Origin of the sequence: Stenotrophomonas sp. SY1 (assembly GCF_021202945.1) — a bacterium.
In the GTDB taxonomy this organism is placed as follows: domain Bacteria; phylum Pseudomonadota; class Gammaproteobacteria; order Xanthomonadales; family Xanthomonadaceae; genus Stenotrophomonas.
Genome location: NZ_JAJOYR010000002.1, coordinates 148,312 through 164,775, shown reverse-complemented (window position 1 = coordinate 164,775; position 16,464 = coordinate 148,312). Strand labels below are relative to the sequence as shown.

At 60.6% G+C, this 16,464-nt stretch carries 14 protein-coding genes and 1 riboswitch; of the genes, 2 read left to right on the top strand and 12 right to left on the bottom strand.

The window, feature by feature from the left end; translation table 11 throughout:
• Window positions 1–158 precede the first annotated feature (158 nt).
• Window positions 159–3,023, bottom strand: a complete 2,865-nt coding sequence (gcvP, locus tag LR961_RS12315; protein ID WP_232149594.1) for an aminomethyl-transferring glycine dehydrogenase — start codon at window positions 3,021–3,023, stop codon at window positions 159–161.
• Between the two features lie 108 nt (window positions 3,024–3,131).
• Window positions 3,132–3,240: riboswitch (glycine riboswitch) on the bottom strand.
• Window positions 3,241–3,571: 331 nt separating this feature from the next.
• Here gcvP and LR961_RS12310 point away from each other — a divergent pair.
• Both LR961_RS12310 and LR961_RS12305 read left to right on the top strand, forming a co-directional pair.
• Window positions 3,572–4,792 (top strand): multidrug effflux MFS transporter, encoded by a 1,221-nt coding sequence (locus LR961_RS12310; RefSeq protein WP_232149593.1) that lies wholly within the window; start codon window positions 3,572–3,574, stop codon window positions 4,790–4,792.
• Between the two features lie 75 nt (window positions 4,793–4,867).
• Complete coding sequence (locus LR961_RS12305) at window positions 4,868–5,284, top strand: hypothetical protein (RefSeq protein WP_232149592.1); 417 nt, start codon at window positions 4,868–4,870, stop codon at window positions 5,282–5,284.
• A 378-nt stretch (window positions 5,285–5,662) separates the two neighbouring features.
• Here the strand turns inward: LR961_RS12305 and LR961_RS12300 are convergent, their stop codons facing one another.
• From LR961_RS12300 to LR961_RS12250, 11 genes are all read right to left on the bottom strand, one after another.
• A complete protein-coding gene (locus LR961_RS12300; RefSeq protein WP_232149591.1) occupies window positions 5,663–6,262 on the bottom strand; it encodes a hypothetical protein in 600 nt (199 codons plus the stop codon).
• 241 nt (window positions 6,263–6,503) lie between these two features.
• Complete coding sequence (locus LR961_RS12295) at window positions 6,504–6,989, bottom strand: hypothetical protein (protein ID WP_232149589.1); 486 nt, start codon at window positions 6,987–6,989, stop codon at window positions 6,504–6,506.
• Between the two features lie 237 nt (window positions 6,990–7,226).
• A complete protein-coding gene (locus LR961_RS12290) occupies window positions 7,227–8,414 on the bottom strand; it encodes a serine hydrolase domain-containing protein (RefSeq protein ID WP_232149586.1) in 1,188 nt (395 codons plus the stop codon).
• Window positions 8,415–8,643: 229 nt separating this feature from the next.
• Window positions 8,644–9,102, bottom strand: a complete 459-nt coding sequence (locus LR961_RS12285; RefSeq protein ID WP_232149585.1) for a hypothetical protein — start codon at window positions 9,100–9,102, stop codon at window positions 8,644–8,646.
• Between the two features lie 64 nt (window positions 9,103–9,166).
• Window positions 9,167–9,553 (bottom strand): hypothetical protein, encoded by a 387-nt coding sequence (locus LR961_RS12280; protein ID WP_232149584.1) that lies wholly within the window; start codon window positions 9,551–9,553, stop codon window positions 9,167–9,169.
• Window positions 9,554–11,075: 1,522 nt separating this feature from the next.
• On the bottom strand, window positions 11,076–11,414 hold the full coding sequence (locus LR961_RS12275) for a hypothetical protein (RefSeq protein WP_232149583.1): 339 nt from the start codon (window positions 11,412–11,414) through the stop codon (window positions 11,076–11,078).
• 69 nt (window positions 11,415–11,483) lie between these two features.
• A complete protein-coding gene (locus LR961_RS12270; protein ID WP_232149582.1) occupies window positions 11,484–12,134 on the bottom strand; it encodes a hypothetical protein in 651 nt (216 codons plus the stop codon).
• A gap of 559 nt (window positions 12,135–12,693) precedes the next feature.
• Complete coding sequence (locus LR961_RS12265; protein WP_232149581.1) at window positions 12,694–13,011, bottom strand: hypothetical protein; 318 nt, start codon at window positions 13,009–13,011, stop codon at window positions 12,694–12,696.
• A 96-nt stretch (window positions 13,012–13,107) separates the two neighbouring features.
• Window positions 13,108–13,524 carry a hypothetical protein gene (locus tag LR961_RS12260; RefSeq protein WP_232149580.1) on the bottom strand — a complete coding sequence of 139 codons (417 nt, stop codon included), beginning with the start codon at window positions 13,522–13,524 and terminating at the stop codon, window positions 13,108–13,110.
• A gap of 74 nt (window positions 13,525–13,598) precedes the next feature.
• A complete protein-coding gene (locus tag LR961_RS12255; RefSeq protein WP_232149579.1) occupies window positions 13,599–14,009 on the bottom strand; it encodes a hypothetical protein in 411 nt (136 codons plus the stop codon).
• A gap of 311 nt (window positions 14,010–14,320) precedes the next feature.
• Window positions 14,321–16,345, bottom strand: a complete 2,025-nt coding sequence (locus LR961_RS12250; RefSeq protein WP_232149577.1) for a M2 family metallopeptidase — start codon at window positions 16,343–16,345, stop codon at window positions 14,321–14,323.
• Window positions 16,346–16,464: the final 119 nt, after the last annotated feature.

The following is a 16,464-nucleotide window of genomic DNA, read 5'->3' as shown; positions in this document are numbered from 1 at the left end:
ATTGCTGCTTTAAAGCCCCTCTCCCGCCTGCGGGAGAGGGGTTGGGGTGAGGGGAGCTTCTAGCTTTCAGCTTTCAACCCCAACGCCCAAACAAAAAGCCAGCCGGTTCGCACCGGCTGGCTTTCTTTGCATCACATCAAGTCAATGCGTGAAGCCGATCAGGCCTCCACATCTTCCTTGTACGCATCCACCGGAATGCAGGCGCACATGATGTTCTTGTCGCCGTACACGTTGTCCACGCGTGCCACCGGCGGCCAGTACTTCTGCAGCTTCAGCGACGGCAGCGGGAAGGCAGCCAGTTCACGCGGATAGGCGTGGGTCCACTCGCTGGCCGACACCGCACCAGCGGTGTGCGGGGCGTGCTTGAGCGGGTTGTCCTCGCGGTCCAGGCGACCATCTTCGATGGCCTGGATTTCCTCGCGGATCTGGATCATCGCGTCGATGAAACGGTCCAGCTCATGCTGCGATTCGCTCTCGGTCGGTTCCACCATCAGCGTGCCGGCAACCGGGAAGCTCAGGGTCGGGGCGTGGAAGCCGAAGTCGATCAGACGCTTGGCCACGTCCTCGGCGCCGATGCCGGAGGTCTTTTCCAGCGGACGCACGTCCAGGATGCACTCGTGTGCCACCAGGCCGTTGCGGCCGGTGTACAGCGTCTTGTAGTGCGGGGCCAGACGGGTGGCGATGTAGTTGGCGTTGAGCAGTGCCACCTGGGTTGCCTTGCGCAGACCGCCGGTGCCCATCAGGGTGATGTACATCCAGCTGATCGGCAGGATCGAGGCGCTGCCGAAGCTGGCCGCGCTGACCATGCCCACCGGGCCGTTGTCACCCAGCTTGCCCGGCAGGAACGGGGCAAGGTGCGACTTGACCGCACACGGGCCAACGCCCGGGCCGCCGCCGCCGTGCGGGATGCAGAAGGTCTTGTGCAGGTTCAGGTGCGATACGTCCGAGCCCCACTTGCCGGGCTTGGCCACGCCGACCAGGGCGTTCATGTTGGCACCGTCGGTGTACACCTGGCCGCCGTGCTTGTGGATGATCTCGCAGATCTCGACCACCTCTTCCTCGAACACGCCGTGCGTGGACGGGTAGGTCATCATGATCGCGGCCAGGCGGTTGCTGTACTTCTCGGCGTTGAGGCGGATGTCATCGACATCGACGTTGCCGTTGGCATCGGTCTTGGTGACGACGACGGTCATGCCGCACATCTGTGCCGAAGCCGGGTTGGTGCCGTGCGCCGAATCCGGGATCAGGCAGATGTCGCGATGGCCTTCGCCGCGCGACTGGTGATACGCACGGATGGCCAGCAGGCCGGCGTACTCGCCCTGCGCGCCGGAGTTCGGCTGCAGGCTCACCGCGTCATAGCCGGTGCATTCGACCAGCATCGCTTCCAGGCCGTCGATCAGTTCCTTGTAGCCCTGCGCCTGGTCGGCCGGTGCCAGCGGGTGGATGTTGGCGAACTCCGGCCAGGTCACCGGGATCATCTCGGCGGTGGCGTTGAGCTTCATGGTGCAGCTGCCCAGCGGGATCATGGTGCGATCCATCGCCAGGTCCTTGTCGGCCAGTGAACGCAGGTAGCGCAGCATCTCGTGCTCGCTGTGGTGCGTGTTGAACACCGGGTGGGTCAGGAACTCACTGGTGCGCAGCAGGCCCTTGGGCAGTGCGTCGGCGGTGACGGCATCCAGTGCGTCCACATCGAGCGTGGCGCCAAACAGCTGGCCCAGCGCGACGATGTCGGCGCGGGTGGCGGTTTCGTCCAGGCTGATACCGACCGAGCCGGCATCGATCACGCGCACGTTGATGCCAGCGGCCACGGCCTTGGCCTGCACCGCAGCGGCGTCGACGCCGGTGATGTGCAGGGTGTCGAAGAAGTCATTGCCGACCGCAACGCCAGCGGTACGCAGTGCGCTGGCCAGGATCGCGGCCAGGCGGTGGGTGCGGCGGGCGATGCGCAGCAGGCCTTCCGGGCCGTGGTAGACGGCGTACATCGAAGCCATCACCGCCAGCAGCACCTGGGCGGTACAGATGTTGGAGGTGGCCTTCTCGCGGCGGATGTGCTGCTCGCGGGTCTGCAGGGTGAGGCGGTAGGCCGGCTTGCCTTCGGCATCGACCGACACGCCGATCAGGCGGCCCGGCATCGAACGCTTGTAGGCATCGCGGCAGGCCATGAAGGCCGCATGCGGGCCACCAAAGCCGAACGGCACGCCGAAACGCTGGCTGTTGCCGACCACGATGTCCGCGCCCCATTCGCCCGGAGCGGCAATCAGGGTCAGTGCCAGCAGGTCGGTGGCGACGGCGACCAGGCCCTGGCGGGCATGGATGGCATCGACCAGCGCCTTGTGGTCACCGATGTGGCCGGTGGTGTCCGGGTACTGCAGCAGCACGCCGAACACGTCGGCGGTCATCGCTTCGGCCGGAGTGCCGATCTGCAGCTCGATGCCCATCGGCTCGGCGCGGGTGCGCAGCAGTTCCAGCGTCTGCGGGTGCACGGCGTCGTGCACGAAGAACAGCTTGGACTTGGACTTGGCCGAGCGCTTGGCCAGGGTCATTGCCTCGGCGGCGGCGGTGGCTTCGTCCAGCAGCGAGGCGTTGGCGATTTCCATGCCGGTCAGGTCGGCAACCAGGGTCTGGAAGTTGATCAGCGCTTCCATGCGGCCCTGCGAGATTTCCGCCTGGTACGGGGTGTAGGCGGTGTACCAGGCCGGGTTTTCCAGGATGTTGCGCAGGATCACGTTCGGCGTGTGGGTGCCGTAATAGCCCTGGCCGATGAAGGTGCGCAGCACCTTGTTCTTGTTGGCGATGGCGCGGATCTTGGCCAGCGCTTCCACTTCGGTGAGCGATTCGGGCAGCGCCAGCGGCGCCGGCGACTTGATCGAGCCCGGCACGATGGCGTCGGTCATCGCTTCAAGCGAATCATGGCCAACGGTGCGCAGCATCTGCGCGATTTCGGCATCGTTGGGGCCGATGTGGCGGTCAACGAACGCGGTGGAGTGTTCGAGTTCGCGCAGCGAAGGGGTGTTCTGGGTCATGGCTGACGTCCGGAGAAGGCGTGCGGGCAGGGGCGGTGAGCCAGGTAGCCCCGGTGCCGTCAGGGCGCCGCGCACGCGGCACCACAGCCGGCAAGCCGGTGGCTTACCTCGCGCCCCTCTGTCCTTTTGCCTGAGAGTTTGGAAGCGACGCGACGAGGATCGTGCGCTTCGTGCACCTTCGGCGCCGGAGTGAACCGGTCTCTCCAGAGTTTTGTTGCAGGTGGTATCGGGCCTGAGCGATTTACGGGCGTTTGCGCCTTCGGCAGCGGGGTGAACCGCTTCTCCCACCGTGTTCGTACAGCGGCGCGATTATAGCCCGGTGCAGACCTGTTCACCGGCTTGGATTACCATGTCCGGCCCACGCTTCAGGTCGCGTGTGGCGCGCGAGGCGGCTGGGCTGCCGGGTCCGCTGACTGAAGCGGGTGATTGTCCGGACAAATTGCCGCATCATGGTCGCACGCCGGCGCAGGTGCCGGCCCTGTTCATTTATGTTTTCACCTGCATCGGCATTCCGTCCGGTGCTGTCGCGCGTTGTTTCACAGGAACTCATGGAAGCTAGCAAACAGGTTTCACTGCGCCGGATCGCCGTGCTGGTGGGCGGTCTGTCGATGTTCGGGCCATTCGCGATCGACGCGGTGTTTCCGGCGTTCCCACAGATGGGCGCGCAGCTGGGTGCCGACAAACTGGCCATGCAGCAGGTCATCAGCGTCTATCTGCTGGCCTACGCGCTGATGAGCCTAGTCCACGGCGCGCTGTCCGACGCGCTGGGCCGCAAGCGGGTGATCATCGGCGGGCTGGTGGTGTTCATCGGCGCCTCCATCGGCTGCGCGCTGGCCACCGACATGGCCACGCTGCTGCTGTTCCGTGGCCTGCAGGGCCTGTCGGCCGGTGTCGGTTACATCATCGGCCGCGCGGTCATCCGCGACCTGTACGACGGCGACGATGCGCAGCGGCTGATGAGCCAGGTTTCGATGATTTTCTCCATTGCGCCGGCCATCGCCCCGATCATCGGTGGCTGGCTGCTGGGCTGGAGCAACTGGCAGGGCATCTTCTGGTTCCTGGTGGCGTTTTCGACCGCGCTGTTGCTGATCACCTGCATCTGGCTACCGGAAACCCACCCGCAGCATGCCCGCCTGAGCCTGCATCCGGGCCGCCTGGCACGGGACTACGTGGGCATTGCGCTCAATCCGCGCTTTCTGCGCCTGGCCCTGGCCGGTTCGCTGGGCTTCGGCGGCCTGTTCCTTTACATCGCCTCGGCGCCCGCCTTCGTGCTGGATCTGCTGCATCTGAACGAACGGCAGTTTGCGTGGCTGTTCATTCCCACCATCGGCGGCATGGCGCTCGGTGCCTATGCATCCGGCCGCGCTGCCGGCCGTATCGATGGTGCCCGCGCGGTGCGCATCGGCTACGGTTTCATTGCCGTGGCCACGCTCTACAACATCGGCTACAACGCCCTGGCGACCGAACTGGCCGTGCCTTGGGCAGTGCTGGCGCTGACGCTCAATGCCTTTGGCGTGGCGTTGATCTTCCCGATCCTGAGCCTGGCCATCCTCGACATGTACCCGCGCCAGCGCGGTACGGCGTCATCGATGCAGGCGTTCAGCACGCTGCTGACCAATTCCATCATCGCTGGCGTGTTGTCGCCGTTGCTCAGCCGCAGTGGATTGCTGCTGGCCATCGGCGCGGGAGTGTTCGGCCTGGCGAGCTGGGCGATGTGGAAATGGGAGCGCAACAGCCAGCGTGCCATCCGCGCCGCTCAGGTTCCCTGACTGCACCGTCACCGCGATAAGGGACAATATCCCCGTTGGCTGCCTTTACCGGCGGCGATTCAAGAGTAGATACCGATGTCGATCCAATCCAAGGGCCGCCGCGAGGCGAAGAAGAAGCTGGCCGAGCGCGCCCGCAACCAGGCCGAAGCCAATCCGGCGCCGAAGGCCAAGGTCGAGCCGCATGCCGAACTGCGTGACCAGCAGCGCACGCTGCTGGCCGGCATTGTCCGCCGCGAAGGCGAATGGGTGCTGGGCATGGACGGCAAGATCGCCGGTGAGACCACCAGCGCTGCGCGTGTGCTGGCGCTGATCATGCAGGCCGCCGAATGGCACGAGAACAACAACACCCCGGTGCGCCTGATGTACTCGGATGCACTCAAGGACGCCGCGCACGCCGAAGTGGCCGAGCAGGGCATCGACTTCGATACCTACAAGCGCAACCTGGCCAGTGAGCTGGGCACCGCTGCCAAGGATGCTGCCGGCACGCATTGAGTGCTGAACCTGGCGACTCGTGACCGACAAGGGCGCCCATGGCGCCCTTGTTGTTTTTCCGGCGTGCTTGGCAGGCTGTGTGGCTGGCAGGCTTCTTCAGCGTGCAGTGACGGTGCTGCTGGTTCTCAACGCGACAACGTGGCGCCCCAGAGGCCTGTAGGAGCGGCGTAAGCCGCGAAGCCATTGCCGTTTCAGTGGCCGGAATGACTGCAATTGCAGGCGCCCCGCGTGCGGTCGCATCGCCGGCTTCGCGGCTTACGCCGCTCCTACAGTTCCGCGATAGTCGGATCTACTCCTTGCCGCCAACCACTCGTAATTCCTCCGGACAGCAATGCGTGCAGACCGGGGTTTCAATCGATGAATGTCGGCGCAGCGACTTCAGTTCTCCTCGATCACCATGCTGCCAAGCACCTGGCTGGCTTTTGCCTCCAGCTGAGGGTCGCGGCGCGCATCAACGTAGCGGTGGAAGTAACGCAGCTCGTAGCCAACATCGTCGTAACGCAGCGAACCGCAGGACAAGGTGTACTGCTCGGCCCATTGCCGTTGCCCATCGGCGGCCGGTTCCCGCAGCTGGAGCAGCATGTGGATCCGGGCGCAGCGCTTATCCGCCGCGTACTCGCTTACCTGCAGGCTGCTGATGCTGGCAACGGGGCTGTTCGAGAAGTCCCGTTCAAGCTTGCGTTTGATGTTTTCGATGTAGCCACCGATGGGGGCGATGGGAACGTCCGGCCGCGTCATGTAGGCCTCGATCTTTCGGCTATCGGTAGTCGAGCCGGCGTTCAAATCAACGCTGACGTTCCCGCTGCCCCATTTATCCTGTTTCCAGCCCTTGCCGGCAGGTGGTGTGAATGCGAAGCCGTAGGCTCGCTCCTGCTCGGTATAGCTGACGCGGATGGGCTCGGCGCTTGGCGCCGCCAATGCCGATGCGGAATGCAGGGCGAGCAGGATGGAAAATGTAGTGCGCACAGCGGCGGGCATCCGTGTCTCCAGAGGTGGACGTGCAAGATGCTCATGCCAGCGTTGGCTGTCAACGATGGCCCGGCGACCACAGAACCTGTCGCTCAATGCCTGCTGTTGGCAGGTGGTTGTCTGTATGCCGGTTTCAATGCGAAAGGAGGGCAGGGGCTTTCCGCGCGGTGCGGGAACGGGGTGGTGCCGAAGTGACGAGCAGGGCGGCTGAGTCCCAGTTCGGTTCGGCAACACGGCATTGCCATCGGCTTCAGTTCCGCGAGAAATCCATCGTCCAGTTGGTTTCCCAGCTGACGCCTTCGTCATCCGAGAATGCCTGTTCCCAATGCAGATGATCGGCATTCACGGCTGACCAGAGGAAGCGGACCTTGATCGGAATGCCGTTGAGCGTGTCGTCCGCCAGGAAGGTGCCGACGCCATCGTGGAACTGGCCGACGACAGGCACATCAAGTTGCCCCGGGAAACGGCCATCCAGCCACCAGATCGACCATTGTCCGGTTTGTGGATTGAACGCACGCAAGGCCAGCGCCCGGTACTCACCTTCGGGCAGATTGAGCAGGTTGTCTTCGACATTGCCGTAGCCACCGAGCACCTTGTGGGTGGACATCCGGCCGTCGAACTCGACCCATTCGCTGCAGCCGCTCAGCCGCTCTTTCAGGCGGCGGTGGGCGACGTGCCAGTCGCCAAGTACGAAGTCGAAATCCGAAGGGGCAGTGCTGGAAGCATCAAGTGGCATGAGGTGTCTCCCAAAGGACGGGTTGCATACGCTGGTGAGGTGGTTCCATGAATCCAGGTGGCGACGATCAATCCGACTTCGATCCCCCTTCTTGCACGACAACGTCCATGTAAGCCCTGACGCCGGAATCATGCCGATTTGCGAAGCAGGCCCGGCTTGAATGAACTGTTGGGCAGCGCTGCAACATATCCTGGCCGCCAGAATAAATCCGCTAAGCAGGAAAAAGATCAGGATCTGTCAATGCTGTCGGGACAGGCCCGCAGCATCTTCGCGCGAGGCGATTCTCTCGACCAGGGTATCGATCGCCGTCTCCATGGCGCGCGCGGTCTGGTCGCCGCTCTGGTTGGTGATGATGAATATACCCAGGTCGTACTTCGGGATGATGTAGACGTAGCACTGCGAGCGGGGCACGCCGCCATGATGCGCGTAGTAAACGCCTTTCAAGCGGTCGCCGCTGACGATGTTCCAGAAGTAGCCGATGCTGAACTCGGAATCGAACTTGACCAGTTCACGATGCGACTCCGCCACGACGGGCCCGCCGGCAAGTTGGAACTTGAGGTACTTCATCATCTCCGGGACAGTCGCCTTCACGTTCCCGGATGCACCCCAGGGTAGCTGCGGCATAGGCGTGGTCGGTGCTGCGTTGTCGCTGTGATAGCCGACCGCAAGCCGGGGCGCTTCGGTATCACTCAGCCTGATTCTGAGGCCTTCCATCGCCGCAGAATCGTGAAAGAACCTGCGTAGCAGTGACTCGTAGTCGCTCTTGTAAACCGTCTCTAGAGCATGCGCCGCCAGCTCCGTCCCGGTGCTGGAGTAGGCGTAATCCTTCCCGGGCATCTGGCGGATCTCGACAGCGTGCAGGTCCTTGAAGAAATCATCCTTGCCGTAGTGCGCGTAAATGGCATTGAGTTCGCGCGGCGTGCGCTGATCGGTGAAGTCCGCGAGCACCGTGTTCGCGCGTTCCGGCAGCATGTTCGGCAGGCCGCTGGTATGCGACAGCAGGTGACGGATGCGGATGGGCTCGCCCTTGTACTGCAGGTTCGGATAGGCCTCGCGCAGGTACATCCGAATGTCGTCGTCCAGGCTCACCTTGCGCTCCAGCACGGCATTGGCCATCAGGGTTCCGGCGAGTGTCTTGCTCAGCGAACCGATTTCGTAGAGGGTCGCATCGGTCGGGGGGCTTGGCTTCCCGGACTCCATGTCGCCGCGATGACGGATGAATTCCTTGCCTCGATACACGACGCCGATCGAGGTCGAATGGAGCAATGGCTGCTCAATCAGCGTTGCGGCGACTTCATCGATGTCCGCCCCCAGACTCTTCGCCGGGACACTCCCGCCCGTGCAGCCCGTGGCCAAGAGCGCAGTGGACAAGATGAAGTAGTTGAACCACCGCCTGTTTCGAACAGCCATCGGAATCGCTTGCATGCGTCGGCGCTTGAAGGGGGATATGGGAAGGGCTCTTAAGGTAGCCGATTGCCGAGGCACACGCCTGCATCTGTTTTCGCGGATGCGTCTATTCGAATGCAGGGGGGAGCTTGGTCGCCGAGAGCGAAAGTTGAAACCCCAGTCGTCTGTACTGTTTGAGGCGTCGTCTGGCGTCGGAATTAAGCCTGCGCTACGAGGCAGATTCGGTGTGAATGAACTGTGGGGCTTGTCACAGGCGCCCTGACAGTGAAGCGCAGTACAGCATCGACTGGCATACAACGAGCTGGGCAATGGCAAACCCGCTGCAGCAGGCCAGCAGTCCAGTAGCGAGTGCTGCCCAAGAAGTCATCTGAAACCGGCGGGCGATAATGGCTCCCATGACAGCGGAAATACCAAGGCCGGGCAGTGAGAGCAAATGGCCGAGACCAAGCAGACCTTCGGGCTGTGGTAAAGAAGCTTGCCACACCCAATAGAAAAGGAAGGATGCGGCGAGTGCCAAGGCAGCACCCGTTGTAAGGAAAGGAGGTGCTTTGGCGATCTGCAAAATACCTACAAGGCCAAGCCAAGTGAGAAAGTAGTACCAAGTGCCCGCATAGATTGGATCGCCAAAGACGAATGTAGTCAGTAGCATCAATAATCCGATGGCAGACGCAATGCTGCTATCCATCTTGCGCGACACGCTGTTCATTGGCCCTAACTCCGGAATTCAGCCGCGTCGCGAGGTGGCTTCGGCTTGTTGGGTTGCTGCCTCATCAGCTGCTTTCATCCATCGCCCGAAGGATCAGGTTTAACCTCCCACACGTAGCTGTTGAAGACCCGCAAAGAACTGCTGTCTTGACAATATGTTGATTGTCGCTGATCTCGATGCGTCGGCGAACAATACTTGGATGAAACTCGTGCCCACGCTGGAATATCCACCAGTTCGTTGCAGCTTTAGCGTCCGTCGCGCAGCTGGTCATGCTGGGCGCAAGCTGGCTGCATTCACGAATGTCCGGTCGCTTCGGAACTTCAGAGACTGCGACCTCCGCAGATTGGTATCCGATTGGCGTTTCATCCGGAACGTAGCCCTTCTTTTTCGGCGGAAGCCCGGCGGTAGAGGTTATAGGTACGAGTAATAGTGCGAGGATTAAGCTCTTCATTAGATGGCAATCCGGTTGGTCGCTGTTGGATGAAGCTAGAGATAAGCCGCGGCGAGGCTTCGGCTTGAATGAGTTTTTAGGCGGCATGCGCCCGCTAGTCATTGATCATCTGTCCGAACCTTAACGTAAGTTCGTTGCCTCGAAACAGACCGTAAAACGAGTACCCACCTCGTGTGCCGTGAACACGGCGGCCATTCTGGCAATTTACCAAGCGGAACTGGTCATCCGGCATGATCGCCGCCGCAACATTGGCCCACTCCGTGGAGTGCTCCATGTCCTCGATTCCCATGCGTCTAGCGCTAGCGAAAATTTCCTCCTTGCTGAGAGGGGCGTATACGTCACAAAGAGGAAAACCAAGCTGCGCCGCGAGATCTCTCGATTCTATCTCCAGTCCAAGAGAATTGTGCGCGCATCCGGCGAGCGTAGCGGCAGATAGCAGAAGTCCTGCATGAAGGTTGCGAAGATTAGTGAAGCTACTTAGATGCATGATCATGCCGCCTAACGCCTGAATTAAGTCGATCCGCTAAGCGGGTTCGGCTTGAATGAATTGTTAGCCCCAATGCAGATGCTGAAAGTACCCATTGATCATCTTTGGATATGTAGCCTGGTCCAAAAGCTGGGTTCCGAAATGAGAGTAGCTACTTTCTTCGTAACGTACTTTACAGTTGGCTGTGTCGAAAATTGAGCGAAAATTCTGCCGAACCAAATGCAAGCAACTCCGATTGCAAGAGACGAAAATTTGAACAATGTCTAGCTGGTCAGTGAGGTCACGAAAGGTATCCAATGCAAGAATGTTGCTTGGATCTGCTTGCGAGCGATAAGCAAAGACATCTCCCTCGCCGAGAGCCGTTTCATCGAAGTACCGCAAGTAAGTGGAAACTACATCCAGTGATACTCCGAGAGCATCGATCGCCACCCCAAGCGAGGGATGCGGATGTGGCGGGCCGTCGTCTTCGGTGTAAACAACCAAGTCCGACATGGATATGGCGAGCTCTAGGTAGGTAGCTTCTATGATCTGCACAGGGCCAACTCTGGAATTAAGGTGCGCCGCGAAGCGGCGTCGGCTTGAATGAACTGTTAGGCGGTAAACTCATTTCACGTACCGGTCCCAGTTGTCTAGCAGTACGGCGGGAACGCAGTACCCGTCATCGGGCTGCATACTAAACGGAGGTAGCTCGAAGTGGGTATAGCGGCCTCCGGCCTCATTGCAGCTACTGCCGCCGGGCAACTCGAACCGAATAACACGGACGGTGTAGTTGGGACAGATGTCACTGCATTTGTACTCAACAACTACGTCGAAGCCCCGCAGACTACCTAGGATCTTGGGTGGCTGGTTGTAGAGCCTTTTGTCATAGCTAGTGGACGCATAGCTGAGGACTTCGCTATCAGTAAGGTGTCGCCCGCATCCTGCAAGGCCGACTAGCATCAGGCCAAGTCCTACATGCTTGCAAACACGCATCATTGCCGCCTAACCCTGGAATTAAGCCGACGCTGCGAAGCAGCGTTCGGCCTGAATGAATTGTTAGGCATCAGCTAGTTCCCACTGGGCGTCCGAGAACGATAGTTCCCAGAAGCCAGCTTGCCCAGGCAGGAGGCCGATTGTGCCTGTGATCCTTCCTGAAGGTGCAGTCGAATAGGTGAAGGTACTGATCTCCATGGAGCTAAGGTCCTTGGCCGATACCGTCCCGGTCATGTTGAAGCTGATTGTCTGTGCGTTGGTGATGCGAAGAACACGCAGCTCATAGGAGCAGCTGGCTTCGTTGTACGGAGCGACTACCAGTGATATGCCTGTCTCTGCGATGCGGATGTCGGAGGCGGGCAGGTCATGCCATCTAATAGCCGCGAGTGGGATGCTGGACATGATGCCTAACGCCTGAGTTAAGCCGACCCGCGAAGCGGGTTCGGCTTGAATGGATTGTTAGGGCGCACCCTACACGCCGTGCTGCTCTATGAAAACTGGCAGCAAATAGAGGAGAGCTTGAACAGCCTCTGCAGAAACCTCATGCCATTGGGCGTGAAGCGCGGCGTTGCGGAGATCCTTGTGTGCGAGGAGTGCACCCTTGGTTGCTTTGGTGATTGCATCCGCCTTAAAGAGGCCCGTGATAACAACGCTAAACTCTTGATTTATTAGATCATCAAGGCCGTGTTTGGCGGCAAGGCGCTTTACCGAATCCTCTAGAACGACGGCAGATAGCGCCGCAGCGACATCTTTTGCTCCGCCCTCCAGGGCAGTCTGTGCAGCGCCCAGGAAGTCTGTTTGAACATCTAACAGAATCTCTGTGCGCAAATCATTCAAGAGACCATGGCGAATGGACTCTATGGCGCCGCGCAGCATGCCCTCGGCGGCGTGGAGGTCATGGAGTGCCTCTCTGCGAATCGTGCGCCGGAACTCAGAGGCTTGAGCGTGCTCCACGCCATAAACGAAGTTAATTAGCGCTATGCACTCGGTGCGGAGAGAGTGATAGGCGACGGCGTCACGGAAGCCGGCCACCAGGTTGCCGGAGTGCCAAGTAGCTGCCACTGCCGGAAACTTGGAAAGCACCCTTTCTATTTGCTCGATTAGCTTTGACTCTTGGGACATCGAATTGAGCCCTAACGCCTGAGTTAAGCCGTGCCGCGAAGCGGCGTCGGCTTGAATGAATTGTTAGCTGCCGCCCGAGAAGCTAAGGACGGCGCTGCTTGAACCACCCTTGGGATCATAGCCCGACCAAACAGAGCCCCAAGCGTAAGTTTTGCCGGGTGTAAGGCCTTTGCTGAGTAGCCATCTGTCGTTCGCCTCTTTGCGCCGAAGCTCAGCCTCGTGGCTCCAGGGCGCGGAGTCGGCGTCAACAATGGCCAGATGCATGGCTTGAATAGACTCGCCATTGAAGAAAACCGCCAGGACCAACGACTCGGCCGGAACCGCAAACTTGAACGAGCACCAGGGCTCGTTCCGGACGAGCATGGACGAAGCTGCGCCCTCGGGAGAGCGAAGAAAGTCAGAGCGAGTTGTGCGAGGGGAGAGGACTGTGCCGCTTTCAAGGACGATCTCACCGGTTTCGCGATTGGCAATCATAGGCGGCTAACGTTGGACGTATCCGGCCGGAGCAGCGCGCAGCGATGCGAAGGTCCGGTTGACGGAATTGTTGGGCATAACTGTCTTACTCATTTGCCCATTCCTTATGCTGCGGAATCATAATGTCTTCAATCCATTCGCTAAGACTCGCGTAGATTGTTGTACTAGGCCACGGTAGTCGCTCCGAGCTCTTTGACCAAGTAAGATGAATGTCGGCAACTCGGCCACTTCCGTCGAGGATTTCGAAGAGGGCATCGTCGCCATCACCGCGTGCAATGATCTTTACAGGTAACCCAAACATGCAGTGGTCAGGGGAAATCTCAAGCTCCAATTGCTCTCGGAACGCGAGATGAAACTTTTCATCCATTCTTTCAGTAGACCACCACGGATCAAACCATTCCATCTGGATTTCCTCAGAAGCCCAACTCTGGAGTTAAGCCGCGTCGCGAAGCGACGTCGGCTTGAATGAATTGTTAGGCCTGCCGGTGCAAGCCATGACTTAGGTTGCCATGAAGCGCGCGGCGAGAGGAGAAAGAAAACAGAGTGCGAGGACTGCACCATTGAGAAGCAATGATGCCTCGTATAGTGGAACAAATGACCGTGGAAGAATATGAGGCGCATCGCTAAAAGTGAGCGCACTCCAAGCTAGGGTAAAGAAAAGATAGGCCCATGGACTGAATGGGGCAAATAGAGCAAGTGCGAGCAGTGAAAGAAAATAGCCGGCAACAAGTGAGATGCGTACCGCTCCGACTATTGAGCTCTTCTTACTTGATGCAACGGCGAGAGCCTTCGCCTGTGCTTTAACGGACCGGAGGGGCTCGGGCAGCTTTCCTGATCCGAGCTCGTCAGCGACGATGCCAGCGACCGTAATCAGTGCTGTGAGTGAGACGAGCAAGCGGAACGTAAGTTCGGTCACTAGGGGACTCTTCTTTTGAGGCCTAACGCCTGAATTAAGCCGACCCGCGAAGCGGGTTCGGCTTGAATGAATTGTTAGGGCTCATGTCGGGGCGCTGAACGCGAGCGATAGTCAGTGCCTGCAGGGGCCCAGAACATGAAGCCGTTCTTGGATATCTCCAGCGTATCCGATAGCCCGCGCTCTCTAAGTTCGCGCCGCAAGCCATCAATGCCGTCAGACGTCTCAATAGTGTATCCCTCTGACAACACGTCCCCATAGTGCTTCTCGGTGTTCTGGCGGGCAAGGTCAACAATCTCCTCGGGAGATGCCCCAATAGACCATACGTGGACGTCTTGATCCGTGGCGTAAGTCTTGATGCGCCAGGCGCCGTCGTCAGTTGCAAGGAACTGAATAGTGTCAAAGACATCGTCAGTCGCTTCCACCTCGGAGTTGTTGAGGTAGCTGCTTTGGACCGTGAAAAAGAAGACTACGAGGACGATCTTCATGAGCCCTAACTCTAATTAGACCGCCTATCAGCGGTGTAGAGCGGAGTATGCCTTCCGGATGGAACCTGTGCATCTCCAATGATCAGGAGGGCGTTCAATGGGATACGGACGTTGGACACTCAGGAACTATGCGTTGGCTTTTTGGGGCAATACCCGCTGGTGAGCGGGTGTATGGATTACACCCTCGTATCAGCGGGTGTAACGACAAGTCCGTCCGGTAACCTGCTGTCAGGTGTAGCTCTTACGAGCTGTAGAAAACAAAGGGCGCCATTTAGGCGCCCTTCGTCTTCAACCTGATCGGCAGTAGTTGCTTACTTTGCTGCCGCCGCAGGTGCAGCCGCTGCCGGTGCCGCCGGTGCTGCGGCCGGTGCCTGCGCCGTCCAGCCGCACATCTGGCCTTCGTTCTGCTGCTTCAGCCATTCCTGCAGCGGGGCGAAGTATTCCAGCATCGGTGCGGCGTCAAGCTTCTCACCGCCGGTCAGTTCCTTCAGCGTGGCCTGCCACGGCTGGCTGGAACCCTTGCTCAGCATTGCCCAGAACTTCTGGCCCGCTTCCTTGTTGCCGTAGAAGCTGCACTCGTTGAGCGGGCCGGTGTAGCCGGACGCATCGCACAGGCCCTTGTAGAACTGGTACTGCAGGATGCGCGCCAGGAAGTAGCGCAGGTACGGGGTGTTGCCCGGCACGTGGTACTTGGCGCCGGCGTCGAAGAACTCCTCGCCGCGCGTGCTGGCCGGGGCCACGCCCTGGTACTGGGCCTTCAGTTCCCACCACTTCTGGTTGTACTGGTCCGGCTTGATCGAGCCGTCGAACACGCCCCAGCGCCAGCGGTCGATCATCAGGCCGAACGGCAGGAACGACACGCCCGACATCGCCATGCGCATCTGCGCGTTGATGGTGGCCTCGCGGCTTTCCTGCTGTGCGCCGACCAGGCCGATCGAGTTGAGGTACTTGGGCGTCATCGCCAGCACGATGGTGTCGCCGATGGCTTCATGGAAACCATCGTTGGCACCGCCCTGGAACAATGGCGGCAGCGGGTTGTAGGCCAGGTCGTAATAGATGTGGCCGAGCTCGTGGTAGATGGTGGTGAAGTTTTCTTCGTTGGCGGTGATGCACATCTTGGTGCGCACATCCGGGCCGACATCCTTGCCGTCGCCGCCCATGTTCATGTCCCAGGCGCTGGCGTGGCAGACCACGTTGCGGTCCAGCGGCTTGATGAACTGGGTGTTCTGCCAGTAGCTCTCCGGCAGCTTGGGCATGCCCAGGGAGACGTAGAAGTCCTGCGCGCGTTCGGTCATCTGCCGCGCGGTGACCAGTTCGGCGTCACGTTGGGCCTTGAAGCGCGAAGCGGGGTCGTTGCCACCGGCCTTGGCCAGTGCGGCACTCAGATTGGTCTGGTACTGCTTCTCAAGCGCGGCGGTGATGTCCAGGCTGCCGGCGTTGGGGTAGGGCGCGGTCATGTCCCACAGGTTGCTCCAGTCCTGCTGCCACATGTTGCCGGTCAGGTGCGCGGCGATCATGCCGCCGCCGACCTCGGCCTTGTCCTTGCCGTATTCCTTGTCCAGCTTGGCGCGGGTGTAGCAGTGCAGCTGTTCGTACAGCGGCTTGACCTGGGTCCACAGGCGGTCGGTTTCCGGGCCCACTTCTTCGGCCGGCATGTCGTAGCCGCTGCGCCACATCTGGCCGGCATCGCTGTAGCCCAGCTCGCGGGCGCCTTCGTTGACCAGTTCGACAAAGCGCTGGTAGTTGGCGCGCGACGGTACGGCGGTGGAGTGCCAGCCCTGCCAGGCGTCCAGTTGCTTGTCGTAGTCGCGCGAGCTTGCCAGCACCTGTTCCAGGTCGCCGATCTGGCGGCAGTTCTGCTTGTCGCCTTCTCCCACGCAGTAGGTGCCGGCGCCGTAGTCGCCTTCCAGCTTGGTGGCGATGCCGGCCAGCTCCGCCAGCTTCTGCGGATCACGCGGGGCCGGCATGGCGGTCATCAGCTTGAGCAGGCTGATGGCGCGCTTGGTGTCGGCGCTCATCGGCTGGCCTTCGTACTTGTTGGCCTGCTCGATCCAGCCATTGAGGACGGTCAGCCAGCGCTCATTGGCCTTGGCGGCCACGCGCGCGGAATCGTCATTGATGTAGGTGGACGACAGCCACTGTGCCGAGGTCATTTCCGGGTACATGGCCTTGTACTCGGCATTGACCCGGGCGATGAACTGGTCGGCGCTCTCGGCCGGGGCAGCGGCGGTGGCCGCCGGCTTGTCGGCGCCGGGGGCGGCGTCCTTCTTGCAGGCAGCCAGCGACAACACGGCCACGCCCACGGCGGCGGCCAACAAAAGGTGACGATTCTTCACGCAATTCCCCGGTAATGGTTACAAGTACCGGCGAAGGCTAGTGGGGCGCGACGGAGGCCGCAAGTGGACGAAGGCAGGGGCGGTCTGTTGTAGGAGCGGCCTTGGCCGCGAAGCCTGGA